Source organism: Nitrosovibrio sp. Nv6, assembly GCF_900110495.1.
Taxonomy (GTDB): domain Bacteria; phylum Pseudomonadota; class Gammaproteobacteria; order Burkholderiales; family Nitrosomonadaceae; genus Nitrosospira.
Window position 1 is genome coordinate 1 of sequence record NZ_FODX01000011.1, and the last position, 22,873, is coordinate 22,873.

The window sequence follows — 22,873 nt, forward strand, 5'->3', positions numbered from 1 at the left end:
ACCTCGTAGGGTACTGCCGATGGGACGGCAGGTTCGGCCGGATGACTCCGCCGAACCATCACACATGCGACTTCATGTCGCAACCACTCAAACCAGCCACCAGCTGGAACGATCAGGCGTCCTTCTCTAAACATGTGCCGGAAATAGCGCCCGGTTAGCGCCTTTTCGACCCTGGCATTAATCCATGGCTTTTTCTTCTCAGCCGCTTCCTGGGGTGTTCGATAGCCCCACTTCAAGCCGATAAATTGAATGCCGCCGTTTTTAGACGTAATCAGCCAGGGGCAACGTCCTGGCGCCGTGTTATACAAAGGGACGCGATCCCCGCAGTCCCACGTGCGATAATCGCTAGTGTCGATGCCTAACGCGCTGGCGTAATAACGTCGAGTTCCGGATTGTTCAAAGCGTCCACACATCATTAATGTCCAACTTTGTTATCCGTCTTGGCTGCTCATCGCTGAGACAACCACCCCTATAAAATACCCTTGACCATCGCTAAATAATCGATTCTACGGCTTCCTATCGAGTCCCTTTTTCGAGTTTAAGCGATTCCTCGACCCGTTTTTTCATTACCGCATCTTTGAACCATGCGGCGGCTCTCGCACGTATCGGAGTCTCAAAATGGTTCTGCATCAGCACCAGTGTTTCAAATGCCGGAAGGCTCATCACTTCTTGAGATAGTACCAAGGGTATTCCCTCTTCGGCTTCGCTGGTGTTGCGTGTGATGTTTCGTTCTCCGGACGAATACGTCAGTTTTTTCCGCGTCCGGTTGCCGATCGACCGCGATATATCCTCGGCTATTTTCTGTTCGTTTTGCGCAAAGACAATATGGTATGAACAGGTATTGCGCAGCTGGTCCGCCCCGCTTTGCCCGTATAAATCCACCACCTGGGACATGCTTTGCACCACAAACACAACATTAACTTTAAAGCTGCGCGAAATTGCTGGCATTTGCAGGACCTCGCGCATATTGCCGAGCCGCACGAACTCATCCAGGTAGAACGTTACCTTGCGCTCGTCTTTCGTCGGTTCGTCATGGATTAATACAAGTGCGGCCGACTCGAAAAAAAGCGTTGCGAACAGCCTCAAACGGCTTTGATCGCTGTTTCTTACAACCAGGTATATAGTCGTCTCGCTTTCCCGCAAATTGCGCAACTGGAAGTCGCTATCCTTTGTATTGGCCGCGATGAATTCATCACCGTAGGAATTGAGGAACGATTTGAAAGTACCGAACACTCCTGAGAATTCATTACCGCTTTTAGCGAGGATGCCGTTGCCTTCCTCGATTACCCGTTGCGGCAATCCCGGCGTGTTTTCCAGCAGATCGGCAACAAACCCTTGCGGATCTGCTTGCGAGAGCGCGAATTCTCTTACACCCGGCAGTGACGTTTCACCGTCCCGGAATGTAAGGAACAAGGAAAAAAACACAAACAGGCTACGCGCTTCCCGCGTCCAGTAATCGTCACCCTGCTTACCTGCATTGACCAGGCTATTAGCGATCCGGTCGATGTAGGAAATGCGCTCGCTCCATGTTTCCGGAAGTTCATCTTTTCCTAGCGGGTTCCACCTGGCGCTACCAGCTGCCGCAGGCTCAAACCGTATAATTCGGTGGCCGTTTCGCATGCGAAACCCGGCGGTTTTGTCATGCAACTCCCCTTTGGGGTCATGTACCAGTGCCGAATTGCCACACGACAACAGCGAGGGAATAATAATCCCCGCCGTCTTTCCGCTTCCAGGTGGAGCATAAATCAACACCGAAAGCGGCTCATCCATCCGGAGGTATTCGCTACGGTGAGTACCCAGGATCAAACCCTCGTCACCGCGCAGCTTAAGATCGTTTCTGATTTCTTTCTCGCCGGCGAAATGAGCGCCGCCGTAATTCCCGCCGCGCCGGTACGGGTTCACCCCGAACATTACTGCCCCGGCAATTGCCGAGCCGCCTATGCTCCAGAGAAACCAATCGGGCCAGCTGGCCTTATACGCTTTGATCGCGTTAAGCGGCGCTGCCGGATGAGGATCGAACCCGCCCAGGAATACCACCAGTCCCCATAACACTGCATACGTGCCAAACATGATAGCCGTATCATAAATGAGCGACAGGGCGCGTTTTTGATCGTCCAGCGAGGATATTGCCAGGCTCATGCGGTAACCCCTTCTATGGTCAACGGTCTTAGCAGCTCAAGCGCCACTTCGTAGTCGCCGCTATGCTCGTTATGTCGTATATGGGCAATAGCTTCCAGGAACTGTGTCGCGTATCGCTGGATCATTTCAGCAGATCCACCCATACCCGCCGCCTGTGCGCGTAGAACCATCGCATCGACAGCATTACGAGCCGAGTTTGCGTGTATCGTGCAAACACCGCCCTTGTGCCCCGTGTTTAGCAGGTTCAGGTAGGCCAGCACGTTATCCGTGCTGATCTCGCCTACCAGAACCCGATCCGGACGCAGACGCATGCATGCATCGATAATTTGCGCGTAGGTGACCTTGGCTATATCCGTGCCACTTTTGCTCTTAAGGAAGCGCACCTGGTTCGGATGCTCGATCAAAAGTTCCTTACTGTCCTCAATCGAAATAATCCGCTCCGTCGCCGGAATATGATGGATCAATTCATTGATCAAGGTGGTTTTGCCGCTTCCGGTTTCGCCCGACAGCATCAGGTTCCAACCATCGACCGCCAGCCGACTTAACGTTTTGTCAGCTGGTGGCCGTCGCCGCTCTGTCGGCGGCACATGGTCTGGTGGAATCGTTACGTCATCGGCAAACCGAATTTTGTACGACGACAGATCATAGCGTTTCTGCTTTGATACCCTGATGCTCAGAGCAAAGCCGCTATCCACTAGCGATCCGCCTACAATTTGTATCCGGTGGCCGTGCCCAGGAATTGACGTGCCTAGCAGCGGGTGGGTTTCATCAAACCGCTGACCGGTGGCCGTCGCAAGTGCGCTTGCGAAAGCATTAAGACGGTCAAGATCGAAGATTGCATCTTCCTTGACTTCCCACCCCTTAACCGTTTCGAGCCACACTTCCCCAGGGCGATTGATGCAAAGCTCTTTCAGCCCTGGTTTCCGGAAGTGCCGCTCAAACGGCTTGATGTGCTGCTGTAGGAGCGCAGACATGATTAATTGAAATAGGCCGGACAATTAGCGGCGGTCCTGCCCCCGGTTCCATTTTGATACCCTGCCCAACAAAGCCGGAGAATAATATTATTTCGATAAACATTTTGTTCTACGTAAGACGTGCCGTCGCCGCGTAGATACGTCCGCCGAAACTCTTCCGTGGATCTGTTCCTGCCAATATAAGTAGTAGTGTTTCCACTTATTCTGTTCGAGTAATTAAGGTCTGCGCTATTGCACGCCGTAACCGTGTTACCGTCAATACCACCGCCAAAAGTGCAAACAACTCGATAAGTATTCAAGGCATTTGTGAAATTAGCCCAGTGGATGTTTTCTCGCATACTGCCAAAATACACTGTAGAGCCGATACCCTTTAATCCTAAACTCTCGAAATTACTCCACACCTTCCGGTCTTCGCCTGTATAAGCATACGGTGTCGGACTGCCGCGCTGCTGACACGGTGCAATTTCCATCATGCCATCATCCGGCGTGGTGATTTGCGTCTTGCTTTTCCAGGTCGTCATGAGCTTCGCGTCATCATTGACCACCCCGCAGCTGGCTGACTGGTAGACGTGTGGGAAACTCGTTTTTGTACTACGCGCACAAGCGGTCAGATAGACGGGCTTCCCCTCCGGATTCGTGTAGTAGCTGCGGGTGTAATAGTAGCTTTGCCCTGCCCCGAAATCATGGTCATATTTCGGGTCGCAATATGCCTCCATGACCGGAAAAGTAGTTTCATCTGGACGGCACTCAGCGGCGTATTGTTCTGTTCCCGCTGCATCCTTGTACGTTACCCGACTGCTGCCGATCATGATGTTTTGTCCCGCATCGAACGTTGGCGTACATGTGTTCGCCGTGGTGTATTGTGCATAGGCAAGTTCCGAATCCTGGCAGTCCGCTACCGGCACCGTCGCGCTCAGGCTATCCTTGTAAAACAGTTTTTTCTGCTGGATGGATTTCTTGGCCACGAAATCATGCCGCACTCCGCAACCAACAGCGGTAGACTCGATTGGGTAGAATGCTTCGGCATCTACCTTGCAATCTGCCACGTCGAGTTTTTGGCCATTCAGTGTCGTGAACGTCTTATATTGCTGGTGCGCTTTGAGCGTGTGTTGATCAGCTACGACCGGGCACGATGCATAGTCCTTCACGATATCGACGACTGCCCCCTGATCAATACAGGCCCCGCTTGACACGGTTGCGCCATCTTGCGCCTTTTCCACTTTCTTGAACTGCTCGTAGACTTTCCAGTCTCCTTTATCGATACGCGGCGCGCAGGCTTCCCAGGCGCTTGTAATTAGGTTTGTTGCTATTTTGCTGTTATTGGTCGATAGAGGCAGCGGCATATTATTACCGCCCATCGTCCTGCCACCGGACCCCGGTGATAGGCTGCCAGCCCCCTGCATCTGATTAAGCGTTTCCTTGTCTGTATTCGATACTAGATGCTTCGGGTTGGCCCCCGCCTGCGCCTTGCTCTTCAGCCGCTCGATAGCTTCCGCCAAGTAATCTAGATTGCCACGGACATTCAATACCGTGCCCGGCTCGACCCGCTCATCTGTCACTGCAAACTGTGATACCAGTGGTGCTGTCAGCTGCTCGCTGGCACGAGTGGTACCAGCCGGCATCGATACAGAATGCCAATTAATTGTTTCACGCGTCGATGTATCCGGTAGTTGCTCATGCGAAACTGACCCGTGCAGCGTGGCTTCACCAAGTCCTATACTGATCCCTGCTCCGGTTAGTCCTTCCGGTGCAGATTGGGCATCTGCGCTATTGCCGGTTACCAATGGCTGCGTGAGTTTTACACGCATCACCAGATCATCAGCTGCGGATACTGACCCGACCACCAACGACAGCACAAACATTACTGCCTTCATTTCGATTCTCCTTTTTGTTCCGAAAATGCAACGACTTCGACTTGCTGCTCCTGTGGCGGCTTGAACCAGATATCCTTATTGGGGGATATCAGAATCCTTGCTCCCGCCGGTATCGAGACTACCGGTTTGATGTTGATATTCTTCTCAAGAATCTGGCCAGACACTTGAGCCAGATTTCCTCCATAGCTCTGCACGATTACAGCTTGCCCCTGCGACCTCACCGGCATTCCATAGCCCGCCGCAGCTGCGATTGTCGATACCAGGAGCGCCATTCCATAGCGCTCGAAAAAGCGGTTATCGACATCGCCGGTCAAACCGCTACGCCCCATCGCATCCGTCATTTCCGCATCATTCATTGAAATATTGATGCCTTCAGGCGTGATGATCCGCGACCAAATGACCTGGATGCGTGTATCACCCGGCTTTTGCAGACTGCGATACCGGCCAACTGCTTGACTGCCAGCCGGTATTAAGATGTTGCGGCCGTGCGCCGCATAAATGTTTTCCTCGATCTGAGCCGTGACCTTGCCGTCGAGCTCAGAATGGATTGCCTCAACCAGCACCGCGCCGATCCGCCGCGTAACGGGGATAATTCGTTCCAGATTCATGGGGTAGCTCGCAACGGTTTTTTTCTCGCCCCAATCTTTCTCCATGTTCAAGAATTGGTCCTCATTTTCGCCGCTACCGTCCCCTGCAACCCTGACCGCGCCCGTTCCTCTTCTCGCTTGATTGAGTGCATCCACTGGACTGACTGCTGGTTTAGCTGGTACCGGATCAACCGCGAACAAATCTTTAGCCTTGAGTGCTGGTGTTGTGCTGGACTCGGACACCACCAGTTCCGGGACAACCGGTTTTTGATCATTTACTGGCTCCGGTTCCGGTGCCGCGGTTGGGGCGCTAAAAAACCCCTCATCGAATCCTTTACCGATTGCGATACGCGGTTTCAGCACTGGCGCATCGGATTTGTAGTACGCTGCACCGCCCAGGATGGCGGCTGCAACCAGGCTCGCTCCGCCAAGCCATACCGCTGTTTTTTTCCACTCGCTCGATGTAGCGGGCCGTTTTAGGTCGAAGGTTGCCACGGCCTATTTCCGCCTGATGCACAGGTGCGAATCCCCATTCCGCAGCGTCCACCCCACACTGGTGGTTTCGGCCACCAGCGTTCCGTCAACGACGCGCGTATTGACTGGCGAATCAACGCCGTCAATTACCCGATATAGCGCGGGAAGTCGCTTTACTCGATCCATGTTTTCATCCGCGAACTTGAAATATGTCCATACGCCATCGTCAAAGACCTTGACTGGCGCGAGCGTTTTTTCACCGCTCATCACATAGGAATATCTGATATCGCGCATTTCCGGCACATCCAGAGACCGCAAATATTCCACCTCTTTCTGCTGATCGAAGACCCCAACCGGGGCGCCCGGCAATACCGTGGTCGCCCCCTTTTCTGGCGTTTCCTCAACTTCTGGCCGTTTCTCGATTTCGGCTTCGATGTACACAACCAGCGCCGGAAGGAAAGATGATTGAACCGAATCAGCCCGGAGATAAAACGAGTAAATCCGCCCTGATTTGCCAACAACTGAAAGATTGGTATCCCCGCCTGGGTAATCTGCCGCGAGTCGAAACAGGTGCTTCAGTTCGGGCTTTCCTTCCTTCCCCGGTTTCGTTAGAGGCACGAATCGAAAATTCTTGGCATCGCCTATCGAATACGCATTAATTTCTTCCCCAAGCGGTAATGAAACCGTTGTATCCATGAATTCACGCAACCGGATTTTGTATGTCATATCCGGGTGAAACTTGAACCGGACAACGTTAGCTAGCGGGTCGGAATCATCGAACGCCGCCTGTATCGCCTGTAAACTGATCTTGTCACGCATGGGGCGATCCCCGACCTTGCTTGCCGGAACGCCACCAGGTACGACCTCATCCACGATATTCGCCTGGGCCGTGGCTGCAAATGTGATAGCCATCAGCAATATGCCTAATTTCCTCATTTCGTTGCTCTCCTGCTGATCGTGTATTCGGAAACGACAAACCCCAATGGATTCAGCAGGCCATCGTCATAGCTGGCTTGCTGGTCATGAAAGTCATAAGTCAAAGTCACTACCCAATGCTGAATGACTGGCGCTGGCTTCATCTTGTCTGTATCTCGCGTGATAATCTCTACCTGGTGGATACCTTCCCCCAGGGTGGAGTCCCGCGTTACCTCAACCTCTCGCTTGAAGCCTTCGCGTTGAAGCAATCCATCCTTGCCGCCATATTGATTCCTGAATGCTGCCGCCAGGGCTGGTCCACTCATTGCGAACACTCGCGGATACCGAACACTCTCTGTTACCTTGTCCACCGTCTCACGGTCCACCACGTACCGGCGCGATTCAGCGCCGACCACTACCGCCCGGCGCGTGATCGAATCGCCAACGCGCTCGATCCGCGCCACCGTATTCCCCGAACTCTGAAATTCGATGTATACCGGCTCTATAACCTTGACCGGATTTGTGACGTGCCAAGCCACCATTCCAACGAGTGCACATGCCAGAATGATTGATACCCATCCGAGCATTGCTGCCGCTCGCTGTGCCGTTATCCACGGAATGGAATGCTTCGCAATCTCAGCCATGATTGATGGCCTCGTACTCGCATGCACACGGCGACTTCTCCAGTTTTGTGCCGGAATCCGGGAGCATCGATAAACCGCTGCACCCTGACAATATTAAGAACACCATTAAAATCACTACCTGTCTCATCGCGTAATTCCCTTCATTGCGCTAAACACCTTCGACGCACCTTGCGCCGCCAACACCGCCCCGACTTTCGCCATTGGTGCCGCAGCCGCACCAACCATGCCGATCCCGCTACCAAGCGCTGATCCCGCTGCACTCAATCCACTCGCGGCCACGTTCGACTGCATACCCATTCCCCCCGAGAGAGCCGCCGCAAGATCGGAGCTTTTGAGCAAAAAATAAATCATCAGCGTCGAAAACCCGACCGCAAACGCATAATTCCTTGTGAATACTCCGTCCCTCACCACGTCCCAATTTGCCAAGCCCTTTGCTGTTTCCTCAATACCCGTTATGCCAATCGCCATGATGAGCGACAGAAAAATTGTCCAGAGGGCATAGTTCATTACTGCCTTGAACCACGTCCACGTAATAAAGCGCGACTCTGGAAACGCGGCAAAGAAGATGAATGGAGCTCCAACCATCATGAGCAGATAGAGGGACACGAGCGCCAGCGATACCTGCGCCAGATACACGAGATACATACCGCAAACTACTATTAGCAGCACCGCGCATGCCACCGTGACCTGAATGTAAATCATGGTGTTCGTGATCAGGTTTCCACCCGGTTCAATTGCTTCCACGGTCCCTACAATGGTTGCTATGGACGCATCAAGACGACCGAACAAACTTCCCCCGCTGCCACCATCCCCGAACATGCGGGCGAGTCCAAGCGTCGCCCCGATAATCGGCTCTTCGATCCATGCTCTAAATGCGCCTGTCTCGACTACGACGCCGTGCAGCACTATCACAAGCGCGATACTGATAGCCGCACTTTTTGTGCGTTCGCCCATCATGCCCATCATGACGCGGTAGCCTATGACTACGACATACAACAAAACAAACAACCGGAAGAAGTTAATAAATGCCCCGGTAAACTGGCTACCTATGGACTCGCGGTATTCCTGCAACTGCTGTAAAAGATGATTTACCAGTGATACCCCAAATGGGTTTTCGGCAGCGACCGCTATACCCGGCAACCCCGCCAGCACCAGAATTATGATTAGTCGCGTCATGGCCGCTCCTTATTGCCACGCCGTCTCATTCAGGATCGACCTATTTTTTGCTTTGCATGCGGACTTCTCAAACGACCCTGGCGGTGTAAAGCGATATGGTTTTAGGCCGCGTTTTATACGGTTCTCACTTTGTTCGGCATGTCGTTTTTTGGCGCTCTCAGTCAACTTGCGCATACACTCCGCAACCTCCCCCGCGTCATCAGCCGCCTGGACAGCTTCACTCAGCATCGAGGCCGATACCACCATCATCAAAATTACGGTCAGTCGCTTCATGTCTACTCCCTATTTCTATTGCCAACTCGTTTGCGAAAGAATCCCTGATTCCGTTTTTCTCTGAAAAACGCTTAAGTCGTTTCTCTGTTCTGCCAGTCTTTTTTGTCTATCCTGAATGGTGCTATTCGTGACACCCGAGTAATTGAACAATGCCTGTGCCTGGTTCGCTTTGCTGGCTATCGCCAGCATGTCAATGAGTGTCCGGAGGATTTCGGCCAGCAGCCGATTGCTCAGATCCGTTGCATCCTTCACATTTTTCGTACTGTCGATTTGTGACGCTATGGAGCCCGCCTGCTGTATCCGATCCGCAACGCCATCGAGCAGTTTTTCACTTTCCAGTACCACTTTTTTTAGCGCGTCTTGTTGTACCTCGTGACGCCCATCCATTAAAATCCGGCCCCCGACCGACCGGCCATCGCCGAACGTATCGTCCAAAACTTTTCCGATATCGATGAAACCATCATCGTTCCGAGGAAAACCAAGCGTGACGCCGCGAGTTGTCAGCACACCCTTCATGCCGCGCACTCGTTCTTCTACCTCCCTCATTTCATTCACCAACCCGACTCCACGGTTGTAGTGCCCGACCATTTCCGAATGCACCTTGCTAACGGTTTGCAATGTGTCTGATGAGGTTTTAAGCTGCTCCGTCATTTGCTTGATTTGCTGCACGAAATAACCATACGCAGTCGGGTCCGTAACAGCCCATTGCGCCCGCGCCGTTCCCATGCTCAACAGCATGGCGCTAATGGCCCAAATAAATGTTTTTCCAGTTTTGCCCATGTTCTTGCTCCAAAAGTTTCGCATGCGAAACTGCATCAATTGAGCTGTCAAACGCTTTCAGATATTTTCCGAGCGGCGACAGGTCGATATTCAAGATGGTGCTTTCCCCACTCTTGCGCTTCACCAGCACTTCGCGGGGTCGAGCGCCTTGCGTCAACCAATGAAATTCCTGCTGATTGAGGCCAAGCGCATCCATGTAGCTTTCGCGGCTGGCCCGCGGTTCGGGAAAGAAAATATAGGTTTCAATGTTCGAGAGAAATTTGTCAGCGCTCGGCGAATTCAACACGGACTCGACGGACTGCGCAGCGCCGATAAAAACACCATCGGTCTTGCGTATCTCCTGCAGCATCATTTCGATTTTTGGCGCGAATACCGGCGAGGCTAGATACTTTGGTAGTTCGTCCACGAACACGGCATAGCCGCCCTTCTCCCGCGCCGTGACTAGCAGCTTATGGAAAAGGTAATAGGCCAGCGGGGCGAGAACATCCGGCAAGTCCAGAAGCGAAGTCATATCGAACGCCACCAGCTGCTGACCGAAGTCCAGATGATCTTTTTCACCAGTGAAGAAGTGGGCAAACGGCCCTTTAAGCCAGCGTTCCATGTTCTGCCTGATGGAACCCTCTTCTTTCAGTCCAAATGCTTCCGCGAGATTGCGTAAGGTGCGTTCATCCTTACTGAGATAAAAAAGCTGCTCGATAGCGTTATCGATTTTTGCGCGGGCCGCATCATCGCTCTTGCCGGTCAGAACCTCGAACCAATTAGCTAGAAACGCTCTTGTTTCCCGATTGTCCGGAAGCTGTAATGGGTTTATCGATACGCCGTCTACCATGTTGATATAGATGCCGTCATGCGCCATCGTGAACACTTCCAATCCCTGCAGACGGTCGAATGCCAGAACTCGGAAATCGGGAAACTTGAAGCACTGACCGAGGAGAAAGCTGATCAGCGTGGTTTTGCCCAGGTTCGTACCACCGAATACTTGCGTATGACCAGGCGCTTTCGGCGCCGGTGAGGAATGGAAGGTAAAACCGAACTCCGACCCGGCCAGAGTCTTGAATGTCGCTACTGGTTTATTTCCCCAGGAGCAAGAATCAAGCCCTTCCCCGACCGCTGCAAACGTGGCGAAGTGCGCAGCGTTCTCACTGGTGAGGCTGCGCTTGCGTGTATTGAATGTGTGATACTCGGGGAAACGGGACCAGAATTGTGCTTCCTTGTTTGCCCGCTCACGCGCCGTGCGATAACCCCACATATCCACAATGTTCCGCACTTCCGCGACTGCCCTTTCCAGCTCTTCCGCGTTATCTCCAAAGACCTCGATAACCCATCTGTGCCGCAACATCGTTACCTCGTCCGCCTGCAGGCGTTGGGCAAGTTCGCCCAATTCCAGGACTACGATATCGGAGGCTCGCCGAAAACTTACTGTATTCTTGTGCCTGTCTTCCACATCGGCCAAAGCCGCTTGTTTATCCACGCCGGCGAATGTCTGGAAAATGCTGAGTTCGTGGCGGCTCTTGAACAAACCATCCAACAGACCCCCATCCGACCCCGTTGCCGGCAATTTGATAAATAGGTACGCCGAATACCGCTCTTTTTCGCCGCTGTACACCTGGTACCGCTGCGTATCCGGAAAATGCAATTCAGACCCGGCCAGTACGCCGTCCAGTAATCCATCACTGGACAGGCGCTGGTGAACCGGACAACCATTGAGCAGCTGCGCCCAGTATGAGGCGACTTCATCCCCTTCCAGCATTCGTGCGTTATAGTCTTTCAGCCGCAGTAATGCCGTATGCACTGTTTCGTGCAGGATGCGGAAAAGTTCGTCGCTGGTACTGCCAGTGGTCTTTTCCACCATGACCTGTAGCTGATCAGTGAAGCTGTCAACGCTGGTGCTAAAGATCAGGTAATGCCGGGTGCGATAGCTGATCTTGAAATGTTTAGCCCATTGCTCGGCTATTTGCCTCGCAATCGGTACGCTGAAACTTTCCTCTACCGCGCTGGTAGACACCTTGAGTCGATGGCTCTGGTGGAAAACCATGACAGTCGAAGGCAGAGACTCAAAAAAAGCCTTGCGGCCAAGGAAAAGCCCTTCCGTCAACTTTGGATCGAGTCCGGAATAATCCCGACCTCGCAGCTCGACGATACACGCTAGAACACCACCACGCGTTAGCGTGGTAATGCGGTCGTCAAGTACCCTGAATAATGGGCACTTGTCCTCGACCGCCGTAGTACGCCGCTGGCGCGGAAAGATGCCCTCCCGCCCGAAAATCCAGCCCAACGTATCAGCAAAGGTACCGATTCCCATCCCTGCTTCCCTCAGTGCGCCCGACTTTCGACAACTTCACCAGGGCGACCGAAAAAAACTCGGGATCGATCTTGGCGAAGAACCACCCAAACCCCCACAACACCCCGAAGAGCGAAAAACCAATAAACGTTCCCCACAGTCCCGCGTCAAAAAGCAGATTTGAGCCCGCCATCCCCAGCGCCGCAAAAATCAGCGCGAAGATGGCGTAATCCCTTGGCACCCCTGCCGTCAGGATTGGCTGCCATAACGTTGGGTAGATCGTGGCCCGGCTCATTACTGATAAGCCCACTCAGCAATTCCAGCCGCGCCACCGACAAGCAGCGCACCGAGAATGATCCGAACTCCGACCAGGTGACTGATACGAGACATCAGCATCAGAAGGCCAACCACTATGATGACTACTGTTGTGATGCTTACGGCGATCTTTCCCCGCAACCACCCGGCCAGTTCCCCGCCTTTCGTATTCACCTTCGCGAAAGGATCACCCCCACTACCACCCCCACTAACTTGCGCATGGGCGGCGCTGATCAGATCCATATCCAACAAGACCGAAACCACAATTGCTGCCAATACCAGAATGCCAAATACCACCGATTTCTTACTGCTCATTGCAATCACTCCTTTAAATACGCGTTAACAAAACATGCTCCCGCTGCTCAGCAAGCCAGGCAAGCGCGTGAATAATCGCCGTTTTTTCGTCGCCGACCCTGGCGACACAAAGCGGCATATACCTAAGTGCGGTGGCGTTCAGTTTTATGCGCGAAGTGATTTTTGTCCCTTCTGGTATTTCACGTGGGGTGCTTCCTCCCGCGATTCGGAATATTCCGAAACTGATTGCTTCCCGCAGCTCCTTTCTTGCTATCGGTTGCGGCACTTCCAGGCGAATTTCCCTTTCCACCGGCTTTTCTACTTTTTGCCCCATCTTTAGCGTCCCTTGAATCTCGTGCATTTAACAAAACTAGAACTTCGTTTTCACCAAAAATACCCTTCAAGAACCTTAATGCCTTATTAACATCCTTCCATGTTCGCAGCTCACCACGTGCGGTATAAAGTGTTCCACCGCCAAGCCCAGGTGCCCGAATATGCAGGGAAAATTCCGAAAGTTCAGCATCAAGCGGTTCCAGAACAATCGAGTATTTGGATACCTTAACGGGTATTTCCATCAAGTCTTTAAGTGTCAATCTTCGCATATCGTTTTTTTCCAGTCAATAACAATATTTAACTATTGTTATTTCTATAACACGGCTGAAACCGCATAAAATATAGATATTGGCGCATTTATAAATAGATAGTATTTATAATATAATTAAGTTATTTATTAATTAATTATACATATACTACCGTTTATGGACATGCCGCTACCTACTCTCTTGGTCGAGTGCGCCCCCAATGTCGCGGTGGGCACACTTACCCGCATTATCCTGCAAGAATCTGGAGGCAACCATTTGGCAATCGGCGTTAATGGTGGATTTCGGCTGAAAAGACAGCCTAAAAGTCGTGAAGAAGCTATGACTTGGGCAGCGTGGTTAATTGAGTCGGGGTACTCGGTAGATATGGGATTAGGACAAATCAATAGTCACAATCTGTCTTCGTTAGGTTTAACTGTGGAAACAGTCTTTAAACCTTGTGAAAATGTCCGGGCAGCTGCTCAGTTGCTGGAAGATAATTTCCTGAGAGCAAAGCAGAAATATTCAGACGATCAAGAGGCACTGAGAGCTGCACTGTCTGCGTACAACACAGGCTCTTTTACAGCAAAGACCGGAGCGGCATATACCAATCGGCTCATCCAAATCAAATTACCTAAACACATGACTACCTGGTCAATTCCAAAATCAGGGCAATAGATCTCTGGTTTCGCATGCGAAACTTTTAACGTTTGAGAGGTTCGCTACCGCGAACACGGCTTTACCGGGTTGCGCTTCACTTCATTCCTTCGGAACGGCTTCGCCGCCCTTTCAATCCTCTCTTCTTTCCGGATCAGCTTCGCTCATCCGTCGCGCACTCCGTTTACAGCCTTGGGATCATGGCTGATGCCATCATTCCGCTAACGGCAACAACAAGACATCGATCCTTCCTATATGCCGGGTTTGATTTTTGCCTGAAAGACAATATGAAAAACTTGGACAAGCGCAGCGCGTCAGGAAGCTTTGCGGTTATGCGGTGGATAGATTTGCGGACCGAAGGCTGTCCACAGAATGTGGGCAGGCAAATCTATCCACGGCCAGCATTGCCCGACTGTCACAGGCCACGCCAGCCGCTACGCGGTACGCTGTGCCTGTCATGGTCTGTGATCCTGCACCTGTACCAGGTGCAGGCCGCAGGCAACTCAAACCCATCCAAGACGGTGCAGGCCGCTCTACCCGCTGCGTTATCCCCCTCAAGCCCCCGACCCTCTGCGAGGGGGACTTGAGGGGGGATAACCAGAACGCAACCGGCAGGAAATAGCGGCCTGTTGCTTCACCGTCCACCTACCCCACCCATTCCCAACCCTTGCCCGTGAGGGCAAGGGCTATCCCCACCACCGCCGCCCAGGCGGCCCGAGGAAGGCCAAGCGAAAGGATGTACGATTAAAGCGCAAGGAAAATATCTTTTACGTTTTCCCTTAAATGATTGTATGTTTCTGCCAATTTGTTATAATAAATGCCTATGAATATTAAACAGGCTAAGGAATATTACGAACTCGGCGTCTTGACTGAGTTTAGTGCGCTCCGTGATCCGCTCACGCCTCGCGGTTGGCTCCTGGTGGTTTCAGGTAAAGATGAGCGCAGCTGGACGCTAAAAACTGCCTTAGGTAAGGACAAGGTTTTTGCTAGTTTGGATACTCTGATCGGAGAGGTTGAGGATATTTCCGGCCGAGTAAGTAGTTTGACTATTCGCTCAGAATCCTGATTAAAAAATTTCCTTTGAAACGCTATATTGCTTTTATATTTCTTTGAATAACAGCGAACAATACGGATGGAGGAAGTTGAGAATGATCACGGAAGATGTTGAGAAACCGATCATGCGCTACCACGGCGGAAAGTTCCGCATCGCCAATTGGGTTATAAGCCACTTTCCAGACCATCAAATCTATTGTGAGCCATTCGGCGGTGCAGCCAGCGTTCTCATGCGCAAAGTGCGCAGCGATGGGGAAATCTATAACGATCTCGATGGAGATATGGTTAACGTGATGGAAGTCCTCCGGGATGAAGCGATGCGCGAGGACCTAGCTGAAGCACTCGTATTCACTCTCTACAGCCGCGATGTATTCAACCAAGCATGGGAACCGGCATCATGCCCGGTTGAACGCGCCCGCCGCACCTTTATCCGGGCAGAAATGGGCTTTGGTTCGGCAGGTGCTACAAAAGGCGCTACCGGGTTTCGCATCGACACCGGGCGAGAATCGGCAACTGCAATGAAGATATGGGAGCGAGTACCGCAAAGCCTGCAGGCATTCGGGATGAGGCTTGCAGGAGTATTGATCGAGAATCGGCCAGCGCTCAAAGTGCTGCGCAACCACGACACCCCCGAAACGTTGTTTTACGTCGATCCACCATACATACACAGCACTCGGAAAATCGGGAGTAGTCGGTACTACAGGCACGAAATGTCAGATGGACAGCATTCGGAATTGCTCGACGTGCTACTTGATTTAAAGGGCATGGTAATCGTGTCTGGATATCCAAATGGCTTGTACGACCAGAAGCTGAAAGGCTGGCGCAGGGAAGAGACTACCGCCCGCATGGCCGCTAATCGCGGCACAGGGACCAGGACTGAAGTTCTCTGGATCAGCCCGAATTGCGACACGGGGCAGGTTTCTCTGCTCCTGCCGTTCTAGTGCATTTTTTTTAATTATTAAAGCAATATTGCCGTTGTATTTCTTGAGGAGCTTTATATGAAACGTGATGTTTTCACCGGCGTATCGGATGATGTTAGGGAAATCCGGCACTTTCACTTATTTTGCGGCCTGGGTGGCGGTGCCAAGGGTTTTAATCGAGCCACGCCGCGAGTAGGTAACCTGGTCGGCAAGTTTCGTTGCATCGGCGGCATCGATATCAATGCGCCTGCCATTCGTGATTTTGAGCGTTTCGCCAGCGTCAAGGGCACAGTGCTTGATTTGTTCGACCGTGATCAATATTTCGATTTTCACGGGACAGAACCACCATCAAGCTGGCGCGAAGCGACACCGGCAGATATCCAGGCTGCGGCTGGCAACGAACGACCACATATTGTTTTTCTTTCCGCACCTTGCAAAGGGTTCTCGGGACTTTTGTCAGAAAACCGAAGCCGAACAGCAAAGTATCAAGCCCTGAACCGTTTAACGCTGCGCGGTGTATGGCTGATGATGGAAGCCTTTGACAATGATCCACCCGAATTGATTGTTTTCGAGAACGTCCCGCGTATTGCCAACCGTGGCCGACCACTGCTCGATCAAATAGGACAATTGCTGCGCACCTACGGCTATGCCGTAGCGGAAACAACCCACGATTGCGGGGAACTTGGCGGTTTGGCTCAATCCCGCAAGCGATTCCTTTTGGTAGCCCGCCACATCGAGCGGGTACCCCCGTTTTTGTATGAACCGGACAAGAAACGCCTACAGAACGTGGGTAGCGTTTTAGGCAGGATGCCGCTACCAGGTGACGCCACCGGCGGGCCGCTGCACCGCATACCCGCCTTGCAATGGAAGACATGGGTACGATTGGCATTTGTCGAAGCCGGGAGCGATTGGCGCAGTTTGAACCGCTTCACTGTGCAGGACGGTCACCTACGTGATTATCTAATTGCGCCTGAATATCGTGGCGGCTACCTGGGCGTACATCATTGGCATGATAACTGTGGGACTGTGCAAGGGCAGAGCCTTCCAAGCAACGGCGCGTTTTCTATCGCAGATCCACGCTTTGCGGCTGGTGGTGAGTATGGCCAGCTTGGCGTTCGAGACTGGAATGAATCGACCGGAACTGTCACCGGACAGCGCTCACCGATTCAAGGCAGCTTCTCAGTGGCCGATCCTCGCATGCCCGATAGCTCTAAACGACAAAACGGCATTTATCGCGTTATCGCGTGGAACAAACAGGCCGGCTCTGTCACTGGCGCAAACCATGTGGCGGGAGCTGCTATGTCGATAGCCGATCCACGCGGAAGCGGTTTTGCCGGGAAATACACCACGACTCCATACGATGCGCCTGCCGGTACTGTAATTTCCGGAAGCACGACCGGAACTGGCGCCTTTAGCGTTGCCGACCCCCGACCAGGCAATATCCCGAAAAAGGGCGATCACTATCTGACCGGTGGTCATTACGGAATAGTTCAGTGGGATAAACCATGCGGTGCTATAGCTGGCGCAGCTGGTCATGATAATGGCCGGTGGTCGGTGGCAGATCCACGCTTGCAGCTTCCAGCTGCCGAGGACCGCCTTGTCGCTCGAATAATCGCCGAGGATGGAACATGGCACCGCCCATTTACGACGCTGGAACTTGCCGCGTTGCAATCACTGATCGATCCAGAAGAATACCTGGAACTCGACGGGCTTTCCGACAGCAACTGGCGCGAGCGGATAGGCAACGCTGTTCCGCCCGATGCCGCTACCGCAATAGCCAATGTCATGGGAACTACATTACTTTTGGCCTGGTCAGGCGAAACCTTTATTTTATCCGCTGCACCGATATGGGTTCAGCCAGTGGCTATTGCATTGGCATTGCCATAAAAAAGTTTACTTTAAAACGCTATATTGCTTTTATATTCTTCGAGGAGGTTTACAATGTGGCTTTTTTCTTTGATGGGCACCGTCAACAACAACCCTACGCTACATACCGTCAACGGTGAGCCGGTCGCATCATTACAGATTCGTTCAGAACATATCTATAGAGATGCCAGTGGGATCCGAAAATATGCAACCAGCGTGGCCCGTATCAACTTGCATGGGGAACCAGCTCAGGACTCGCGTCTTGGTCAAGGGGCTAAGGTTTTTATCCGGGGGCATATTGAAACCACGACCAATGGTGACCGGGACGAATATATTTGCGAGTCAATCCAATATTTGCATACGCCAGCACGGACGCCAGAAATTATTACAGAGGAATCCAAGGTATGAAAACCTTAACAGTAGCAAACCAGAAAGGTGGGGTAGGGAAGACCACCATCGCGCTTCACTTAACGCACATGGCAAAAGAGCAGGGCAAGCGTGTTTTGCTGGTCGAACTCGATCCGCAATCCAACGCCTCCAATTGCTTCATCGAAACAACCGGAACTCACTTAGTTGCTTCCGATCTGTTCACGGAAGATACAGTAAATAAAAAACCGGAAACCACATGTGGCATAGGTTTAATTCGGCCTGATAGAGGGCTATACGGTATTGAGTCTCGTGGGCTGGCAACACAATCGCTGCCAGCGACACATTTGCGCCAGTTAGCCGAGGATTATGATTTTTGCGTTATCGACACCCCCCCAACACTTGGAGCGATCCAACTAGCCGCACTGGTCGCCGGAGATTACGTTATCGCGCCGTCGCACCTGGAGAAGTTCAGCCTTGAGGGATTTTCAAGTCTGACAGCCACAATCAGGCAAGTTCGAGACAAAGGACTGAACCGCAAACTCAAGTTTTTGGGTTTCCTGGCCAATCGAGTAAAAAATACAAGCAAGCAGCAACGGGAGGCTTTGCTTGAATTAAAGGAAACGATGGGGCAGGCACTAATACCGTTCGTGATATATGACCGCGTAGCTATTTCCGATGCAGCCGCGCTTGGTAATCCTGTTTGGCACAAACCACAAAGCGAAAGTCATCGCCGCGCCGCCAGGGAAATGAGCGCCGCTTGTGAACACATTTTAACGGAGATATTGCAATGAGCAATCTGATGAAGAATATTGCGTCGATTTCTGATTTGATGGCTGCATCGAGCGGGCCACAGATCACGATACTGGAATGCCATCTAATTGAATGCCGCGTCCAGGTACGAACGGAGTTTAATGATGAAACTATAAAAGAACTGGCCGACGACATCATGGCTAGGGGCGTACAGCAACCGATTAAAGTAAGACCCATCGACGATGGACGTTACTTAGTAATTTTCGGAGAGCGACGATTACGCGCCGCTGGCCTGGCTGGACTCGCAACGATACCGGCAATCATCGAGGATATGACCGACTCGACAGCTAGCGAGATCCAATTTATGGAAAATATCCACCGCGAGGACTTGAGTACAGCGGATCTGGCTGCGGCCATCGGCAAACGCTATAAGCAGCTTAAAACCCAAGATGTTTCAAACGCGGTTGACGTAATTGCCGGGCAGGTCAAGAAGTCAAAATCATGGGTTTCGAAACACCTGGCCATTGCGACTAAGTTAAATTCGGTTGTGGCCGAGCTTATGCAGCACGGACACACACAGGACGTCGAGCTGCTTCTGATACTCAACAAACTGGTTGAAGCTAAACCATCCGAAGGGCTCGACATGGTGCATGCCATTCGCGCCGGCGAGAATATAACTCGCAAAGACGCACGGGAAGCGCTGAAAAATACCGAACAGGATAAACCAGCGGTAGAGTCTGATTCGGACGGCGAAGCGGCAACCAAGCAAAAGGCTGTCAACCAGAATGAACCGGCTGAAAAGTCAAAAACAAAACCTGTTGAACAAACAACGCCAGCCGCGCACCCATACCAATTTGATCCTGCGGAGGCCTTATCCGCATTAGAACATGAAGAAAATATCGACGTAGATGAGTTTCTCACCAACTTAGAAACTCAGGACCACACAAAACTTGATGAGCTTGTATTTCCGCATTGGCAATTAGGCGTTGAGGCAAGGGAGCAGGGTAAGGATGAAGTGATTCAGAGAGTTTTTCTTCAGGCCATGAAATTACAGGAACAGGAGGGTTGTCTTGCTCTCCGCGCTTTGCTGGCTGGCAGCATGGGAGAACCGTTCGACCTGGCGGCAATCATCTATTCCACCCGCGAAATAATTGGACTTGACTGAAGTGCAAAGACTAACCGCAAAAGAGTTTGATGCGGCAGTACGCGCATCACGCATGGGCGAAAAAACCCGCGCGTGGGCGCGGTCCGTCCTAGTCGATGGCCGTCGCTTTGTCGATGTTGCAGCTGATTACAAAGTGAATCGCCAGAACGTACAGCAAGCTGTGCGCCAAGTCTTGAAATGGAACCAGCGAGAAAAGGGCATGGAAGTATTGCTACTCCATCCCGACCTAGCCGCTCGTTTTCGCGGCCTGATGGAAGAGGCCGAACAACGCACAAAACGGAGCCCTAAATAAAATGGCTGCTAAAGAGATTCCGAACAAAGCAACAAAACCTCTAAAACCCGTAGAGATTGACTACAAAACCGGCGCTGTACCAACCTGGGTGAAAGAAGTCATCGAAACCCACTTTGCGATAGAAGCCGAGGATGCCAAGAGCGCCGGATCGCTAGGTTTCATGGCACGTGCGTTAGTGATCGCCACCATGCCTTACAAAGACCCTAAAGCAGATGTTTTCAGGCGTGAGAATGGCGACTTTCGCTTACGAATCGTCGCGGGTTACGAAGGTGGCGTACCGTTCGGCATTTACCCTCGATTGCTCATGTCCTGGGTAGCGACCGAGGCCGTGCGAACTCAATCCCCGGTGATTGAGTTAGGCGATTCACTCTCACTTTTCTTGCGCGATGTATTAGACCTACAGCGAGGCGGTGGTAAGCGAGGTTCAAGTACCAGAGTGGCAGAACAGATGAAACGCCTTTTTGGTTCGCTTATCACTGCTCAATACACAGGAGGCATGCGCGACCGCGGCTTCATGCTGCGAAATATCATGATCGCTGAAACCGTGGATTTTCATGACGAGGATCTCAAACTTGATCCTCCAATCATAGACAGCGATACGTTATGGGTTCCGCAAACAAATGATATTGCCGGCACTTGGAGAAGCAAGGTGAAGCTGTCCGATACCTTTTTCAAAGAGTGCATCGCTAAGCCTGTCCCTATCGATCTACGCGCATATAAAGCATTGCGTGGATCACCGCTGGCGATGGATGTTTATACCTGGCTAACTTATCGGATGAGTTATACAGACAGGCGAACCAGACCGATACCCTGGGAAGCTCTAATGGGACAATTCGGTAGCAATTACGAAACTGGCCGCGCTGTTCTGGATTTCAAGCGGGCATTTATTCGGGCGCTAAAAGCCGTACAAATTGTTTACCCGCGTGCGAATGTCCAGCTACAAGACAACGGTATCGTCCTAATTCCCTCCCCACCGCACGTTTCCCGCCAACCAGAACTCTTTCAATGATAGCGTGATGAACAACTCTCAAAGTAACCGTGAGAGTTGTTCATCACATCTTGCAATCATGCTTGTGGATAATTCTTGTGGATAACCCATTTTTTCCGTGATGAACAACTCTCAACCATTTTTTTTATATATATCAGCCCATTACCCTAGTTACCCACATAAATACGTGATGAACAACTCTCAACCACGGTGATGAACAACTCTCAAAAGCGTGATGAACAAGTCTCAAAATAGAGACTATAAAAAGCGCTATAACCTAATGCTGGTAAGCCTTTCCGCGCTTTTATTCGGTTTCTCCCTGTATTTGCCTTTAGGTTCTTTCCTATATAAATCCTGTAGTTTGTCAGTTGTTTATCCACAAACGGTCTATTTTATGTGAGCTTTTTTTTCTTAAATTTTTCTTAAAACCTGAAAAACCATTGAGCCTTCCGACATCGCGCAATTCACCCAGACAACTCAAAACCCCATTCCTGACAATCTGAACTCCCACTTCGACAACGTATTACCCTGCCTCGACAGCCTGCAATACCATACCGACAAACCGCTTTTTTACAGCCGCAACGTGCTAAATGCGCTAAGGCACTGATTCTATAGGAATAAGCTTTAACGGCTAATTAGACGTTATTAACTTTCTACCCATTGCGCCTTAAGAACAAGGCGGGGTAGAATGCTAATAACTAATGGCAGGATACGCAGATTGTCGGACAATTTGCCTCGCTACGCGGCTCCTGACCCGGAAACAGGTAGCATCATCCTGTTTTTTTCCGGGTGGGCACCTCCGGTGCGCTGTTTCGCATGCGAAACCGCCCATTCCGCTAATCGCTACATGGAGAACCCGTGGTGAAGCAAGACAACCCAAAGCGCACGTTCCGCTTAGGCGCTCTATCTGAACTACTTGATAATCGCGCCAAACGTGAGGACGTAAAAGCCTCAGTGATCGTGCGCCGGGCCTTGCGGGAATATCTCGGCAAAGGCATACCCGCTCCGGACGCCGATATTTCCCGTTTGGTTGCCGCATTGGAACAAACCCGGTTGGATCTGTCCCGGATCGGCGGCAACCTCAACCAGGTGGCACACGCGCTCAACATCGACGAGCGCATGAAAAACCCATCAGATCTGGAAGCTGTCCACGCCGACCTGATCAAACAATTTCCCAAAGTCATCGAATTACTGTTGGAGGTCCGCAATGAATTCCGACGCAACGAATAAACCAGAAGCCTTAAAGGGAAGCAGGGGAAAGCGCGACGGAATCCAGCCAGGGAAGCGCGGCGGTGAGGCGCGGGATAGTTTCAACAAGCGCTTCAGCAGTCCCGCCTATGTCGAATCTGTTGCGACGAACAAACCGCAGGCAATGGTCAAGATCGTGTCTCAGGCGCGAGGCTACCGCGCTCGCGTCGTCATGGAATACATCAGCCGGACGGGTAATCAGCAATCCGAGAATGAAAAAGAGCTTGATCCGGACCAGGACAGTTCACTCGCATTTGAGGA

At 51.8% G+C, this 22,873-nt stretch carries 25 protein-coding genes; 11 read left to right on the top strand and 14 right to left on the bottom strand.

All coding sequences use genetic code 11. The annotated features are described in order from the left end of the window. From BMX66_RS14775 to BMX66_RS15480, 14 genes are all read right to left on the bottom strand, one after another. The coding region (locus BMX66_RS14775; RefSeq protein WP_177168804.1) for an SOS response-associated peptidase family protein at positions 1-416 on the bottom strand (416 nt) is incomplete at its 3' end. Between the two features lie 100 nt (positions 417-516). Further along, positions 517-2,139 (bottom strand): type IV secretory system conjugative DNA transfer family protein, encoded by a 1,623-nt coding sequence (locus BMX66_RS14780; RefSeq protein ID WP_090883571.1) that lies wholly within the window; start codon positions 2,137-2,139, stop codon positions 517-519. Then, entirely contained in the window at positions 2,136-3,113 is a 978-nt protein-coding gene (locus BMX66_RS14785; protein ID WP_090883573.1) for an ATPase, T2SS/T4P/T4SS family, read from the bottom strand. The genes BMX66_RS14780 and BMX66_RS14785 overlap by 4 nt, the downstream gene beginning before the upstream one ends. A gap of 2 nt (positions 3,114-3,115) precedes the next feature. After that, entirely contained in the window at positions 3,116-4,987 is a 1,872-nt protein-coding gene (locus tag BMX66_RS14790; protein WP_090883575.1) for a hypothetical protein, read from the bottom strand. After that, positions 4,984-6,069: a TraB/TrbI/VirB10 family type IV secretion system protein gene (locus BMX66_RS14795; RefSeq protein WP_090883577.1), complete on the bottom strand. Its 1,086-nt coding sequence runs from the start codon at positions 6,067-6,069 to the stop codon at positions 4,984-4,986. The genes BMX66_RS14790 and BMX66_RS14795 overlap by 4 nt, the downstream gene beginning before the upstream one ends. A 3-nt stretch (positions 6,070-6,072) precedes the next feature. Next, positions 6,073-6,984 (bottom strand): TrbG/VirB9 family P-type conjugative transfer protein, encoded by a 912-nt coding sequence (locus BMX66_RS14800; RefSeq protein WP_090883579.1) that lies wholly within the window; start codon positions 6,982-6,984, stop codon positions 6,073-6,075. Further along, the gene (locus tag BMX66_RS14805; RefSeq protein ID WP_090883581.1) at positions 6,981-7,607 is read right to left on the bottom strand and encodes a VirB8 family type IV secretion system protein; all 627 of its coding nucleotides are present in this window, start codon (positions 7,605-7,607) and stop codon (positions 6,981-6,983) included. Before BMX66_RS14805 ends, BMX66_RS14800 begins: the two co-directional genes overlap by 4 nt. A 123-nt stretch (positions 7,608-7,730) precedes the next feature. After that, the gene (locus tag BMX66_RS14810; protein WP_090883583.1) at positions 7,731-8,783 is read right to left on the bottom strand and encodes a type IV secretion system protein; all 1,053 of its coding nucleotides are present in this window, start codon (positions 8,781-8,783) and stop codon (positions 7,731-7,733) included. A gap of 9 nt (positions 8,784-8,792) precedes the next feature. After that, positions 8,793-9,056, bottom strand: coding sequence for a hypothetical protein (locus BMX66_RS14815; protein WP_090883585.1), 264 nt, complete (start codon positions 9,054-9,056; stop codon positions 8,793-8,795). Between the two features lie 15 nt (positions 9,057-9,071). Continuing rightward, complete coding sequence (locus BMX66_RS14820) at positions 9,072-9,836, bottom strand: TrbJ/VirB5 family protein (RefSeq protein ID WP_090883587.1); 765 nt, start codon at positions 9,834-9,836, stop codon at positions 9,072-9,074. Next, complete coding sequence (locus BMX66_RS14825; RefSeq protein WP_090883588.1) at positions 9,799-12,138, bottom strand: VirB4 family type IV secretion/conjugal transfer ATPase; 2,340 nt, start codon at positions 12,136-12,138, stop codon at positions 9,799-9,801. The genes BMX66_RS14820 and BMX66_RS14825 overlap by 38 nt, the downstream gene beginning before the upstream one ends. Then, positions 12,116-12,427, bottom strand: a complete 312-nt coding sequence (locus BMX66_RS14830) for a VirB3 family type IV secretion system protein (RefSeq protein ID WP_143058260.1) — start codon at positions 12,425-12,427, stop codon at positions 12,116-12,118. Before BMX66_RS14830 ends, BMX66_RS14825 begins: the two co-directional genes overlap by 23 nt. After that, entirely contained in the window at positions 12,412-12,747 is a 336-nt protein-coding gene (locus BMX66_RS14835) for a TrbC/VirB2 family protein (RefSeq protein ID WP_090883591.1), read from the bottom strand. The genes BMX66_RS14830 and BMX66_RS14835 overlap by 16 nt, the downstream gene beginning before the upstream one ends. A 179-nt stretch (positions 12,748-12,926) precedes the next feature. Then, entirely contained in the window at positions 12,927-13,328 is a 402-nt protein-coding gene (locus BMX66_RS15480; protein ID WP_158593436.1) for a hypothetical protein, read from the bottom strand. Positions 13,329-13,490: 162 nt separating this feature from the next. On the opposite strand from BMX66_RS15480, the gene BMX66_RS14845 reads away from it, so the two are divergent. From BMX66_RS14845 to BMX66_RS14895, 11 genes are all read left to right on the top strand, one after another. Next, positions 13,491-13,982 (top strand): lytic transglycosylase domain-containing protein, encoded by a 492-nt coding sequence (locus BMX66_RS14845; RefSeq protein WP_255398988.1) that lies wholly within the window; start codon positions 13,491-13,493, stop codon positions 13,980-13,982. Between the two features lie 802 nt (positions 13,983-14,784). Next, positions 14,785-15,027, top strand: a complete 243-nt coding sequence (locus BMX66_RS14850; RefSeq protein ID WP_121169295.1) for a hypothetical protein — start codon at positions 14,785-14,787, stop codon at positions 15,025-15,027. An 82-nt stretch (positions 15,028-15,109) separates the two neighbouring features. Beyond that, positions 15,110-15,955, top strand: a complete 846-nt coding sequence (locus tag BMX66_RS14855; protein ID WP_090883599.1) for a DNA adenine methylase — start codon at positions 15,110-15,112, stop codon at positions 15,953-15,955. Between the two features lie 57 nt (positions 15,956-16,012). Next, positions 16,013-17,821: a DNA cytosine methyltransferase gene (locus BMX66_RS14860; protein ID WP_090883601.1), complete on the top strand. Its 1,809-nt coding sequence runs from the start codon at positions 16,013-16,015 to the stop codon at positions 17,819-17,821. Between the two features lie 54 nt (positions 17,822-17,875). Continuing rightward, entirely contained in the window at positions 17,876-18,208 is a 333-nt protein-coding gene (locus BMX66_RS14865) for a single-stranded DNA-binding protein (protein WP_090883603.1), read from the top strand. Next, positions 18,205-18,960 (top strand): ParA family protein, encoded by a 756-nt coding sequence (locus tag BMX66_RS14870; protein WP_090883605.1) that lies wholly within the window; start codon positions 18,205-18,207, stop codon positions 18,958-18,960. Before BMX66_RS14865 ends, BMX66_RS14870 begins: the two co-directional genes overlap by 4 nt. After that, positions 18,957-20,084 carry a ParB/RepB/Spo0J family partition protein gene (locus BMX66_RS14875; protein ID WP_090883607.1) on the top strand — a complete coding sequence of 376 codons (1,128 nt, stop codon included), beginning with the start codon at positions 18,957-18,959 and terminating at the stop codon, positions 20,082-20,084. Before BMX66_RS14870 ends, BMX66_RS14875 begins: the two co-directional genes overlap by 4 nt. A gap of 1 nt (position 20,085) precedes the next feature. Continuing rightward, the gene (locus tag BMX66_RS14880) at positions 20,086-20,376 is read left to right on the top strand and encodes a TrfB-related DNA-binding protein (RefSeq protein WP_143058262.1); all 291 of its coding nucleotides are present in this window, start codon (positions 20,086-20,088) and stop codon (positions 20,374-20,376) included. 1 nt (position 20,377) lies between these two features. After that, positions 20,378-21,385: a replication protein RepA gene (locus tag BMX66_RS14885; protein ID WP_090883611.1), complete on the top strand. Its 1,008-nt coding sequence runs from the start codon at positions 20,378-20,380 to the stop codon at positions 21,383-21,385. Between the two features lie 837 nt (positions 21,386-22,222). Then, entirely contained in the window at positions 22,223-22,594 is a 372-nt protein-coding gene (gene mobC / locus BMX66_RS14890) for a plasmid mobilization relaxosome protein MobC (protein WP_090883613.1), read from the top strand. Continuing rightward, on the top strand, positions 22,572-22,873 hold a 302-nt coding region (locus BMX66_RS14895), incomplete at its 3' end, for a hypothetical protein (protein ID WP_143058263.1). The genes mobC and BMX66_RS14895, both read left to right, overlap by 23 nt.

Excerpts from the sequence above, each read along its gene's own strand:
- BMX66_RS14780 (WP_090883571.1), bottom strand. The coding sequence starts at position 2,139 with ATGAGCCTGGCAATATCCTCGCTGGACGATCAAAAACGCGCCCTGTCG.
- BMX66_RS14785 (WP_090883573.1), bottom strand. The coding sequence starts at position 3,113 with ATGTCTGCGCTCCTACAGCAGCACATCAAGCCGTTTGAGCGGCACTTC.
- BMX66_RS14790 (WP_090883575.1), bottom strand. The coding sequence starts at position 4,987 with ATGAAGGCAGTAATGTTTGTGCTGTCGTTGGTGGTCGGGTCAGTATCC.
- BMX66_RS14800 (WP_090883579.1), bottom strand. The coding sequence starts at position 6,984 with ATGAGGAAATTAGGCATATTGCTGATGGCTATCACATTTGCAGCCACG.
- BMX66_RS14805 (WP_090883581.1), bottom strand. The coding sequence starts at position 7,607 with ATGGCTGAGATTGCGAAGCATTCCATTCCGTGGATAACGGCACAGCGA.
- BMX66_RS14810 (WP_090883583.1), bottom strand. The coding sequence starts at position 8,783 with ATGACGCGACTAATCATAATTCTGGTGCTGGCGGGGTTGCCGGGTATA.
- BMX66_RS14815 (WP_090883585.1), bottom strand. The coding sequence starts at position 9,056 with ATGAAGCGACTGACCGTAATTTTGATGATGGTGGTATCGGCCTCGATG.
- BMX66_RS14820 (WP_090883587.1), bottom strand. The coding sequence starts at position 9,836 with ATGGGCAAAACTGGAAAAACATTTATTTGGGCCATTAGCGCCATGCTG.
- BMX66_RS14825 (WP_090883588.1), bottom strand. The coding sequence starts at position 12,138 with ATGGGAATCGGTACCTTTGCTGATACGTTGGGCTGGATTTTCGGGCGG.
- BMX66_RS14835 (WP_090883591.1), bottom strand. The coding sequence starts at position 12,747 with ATGAGCAGTAAGAAATCGGTGGTATTTGGCATTCTGGTATTGGCAGCA.
- BMX66_RS15480 (WP_158593436.1), bottom strand. The coding sequence starts at position 13,328 with ATGCGAAGATTGACACTTAAAGACTTGATGGAAATACCCGTTAAGGTA.
- BMX66_RS14845 (WP_255398988.1), top strand. The coding sequence starts at position 13,491 with ATGCCGCTACCTACTCTCTTGGTCGAGTGCGCCCCCAATGTCGCGGTG.
- BMX66_RS14850 (WP_121169295.1), top strand. The coding sequence starts at position 14,785 with ATGAATATTAAACAGGCTAAGGAATATTACGAACTCGGCGTCTTGACT.
- BMX66_RS14855 (WP_090883599.1), top strand. The coding sequence starts at position 15,110 with ATGATCACGGAAGATGTTGAGAAACCGATCATGCGCTACCACGGCGGA.
- BMX66_RS14860 (WP_090883601.1), top strand. The coding sequence starts at position 16,013 with ATGAAACGTGATGTTTTCACCGGCGTATCGGATGATGTTAGGGAAATC.
- BMX66_RS14865 (WP_090883603.1), top strand. The coding sequence starts at position 17,876 with ATGTGGCTTTTTTCTTTGATGGGCACCGTCAACAACAACCCTACGCTA.
- BMX66_RS14870 (WP_090883605.1), top strand. The coding sequence starts at position 18,205 with ATGAAAACCTTAACAGTAGCAAACCAGAAAGGTGGGGTAGGGAAGACC.
- BMX66_RS14875 (WP_090883607.1), top strand. The coding sequence starts at position 18,957 with ATGAGCAATCTGATGAAGAATATTGCGTCGATTTCTGATTTGATGGCT.
- BMX66_RS14885 (WP_090883611.1), top strand. The coding sequence starts at position 20,378 with ATGGCTGCTAAAGAGATTCCGAACAAAGCAACAAAACCTCTAAAACCC.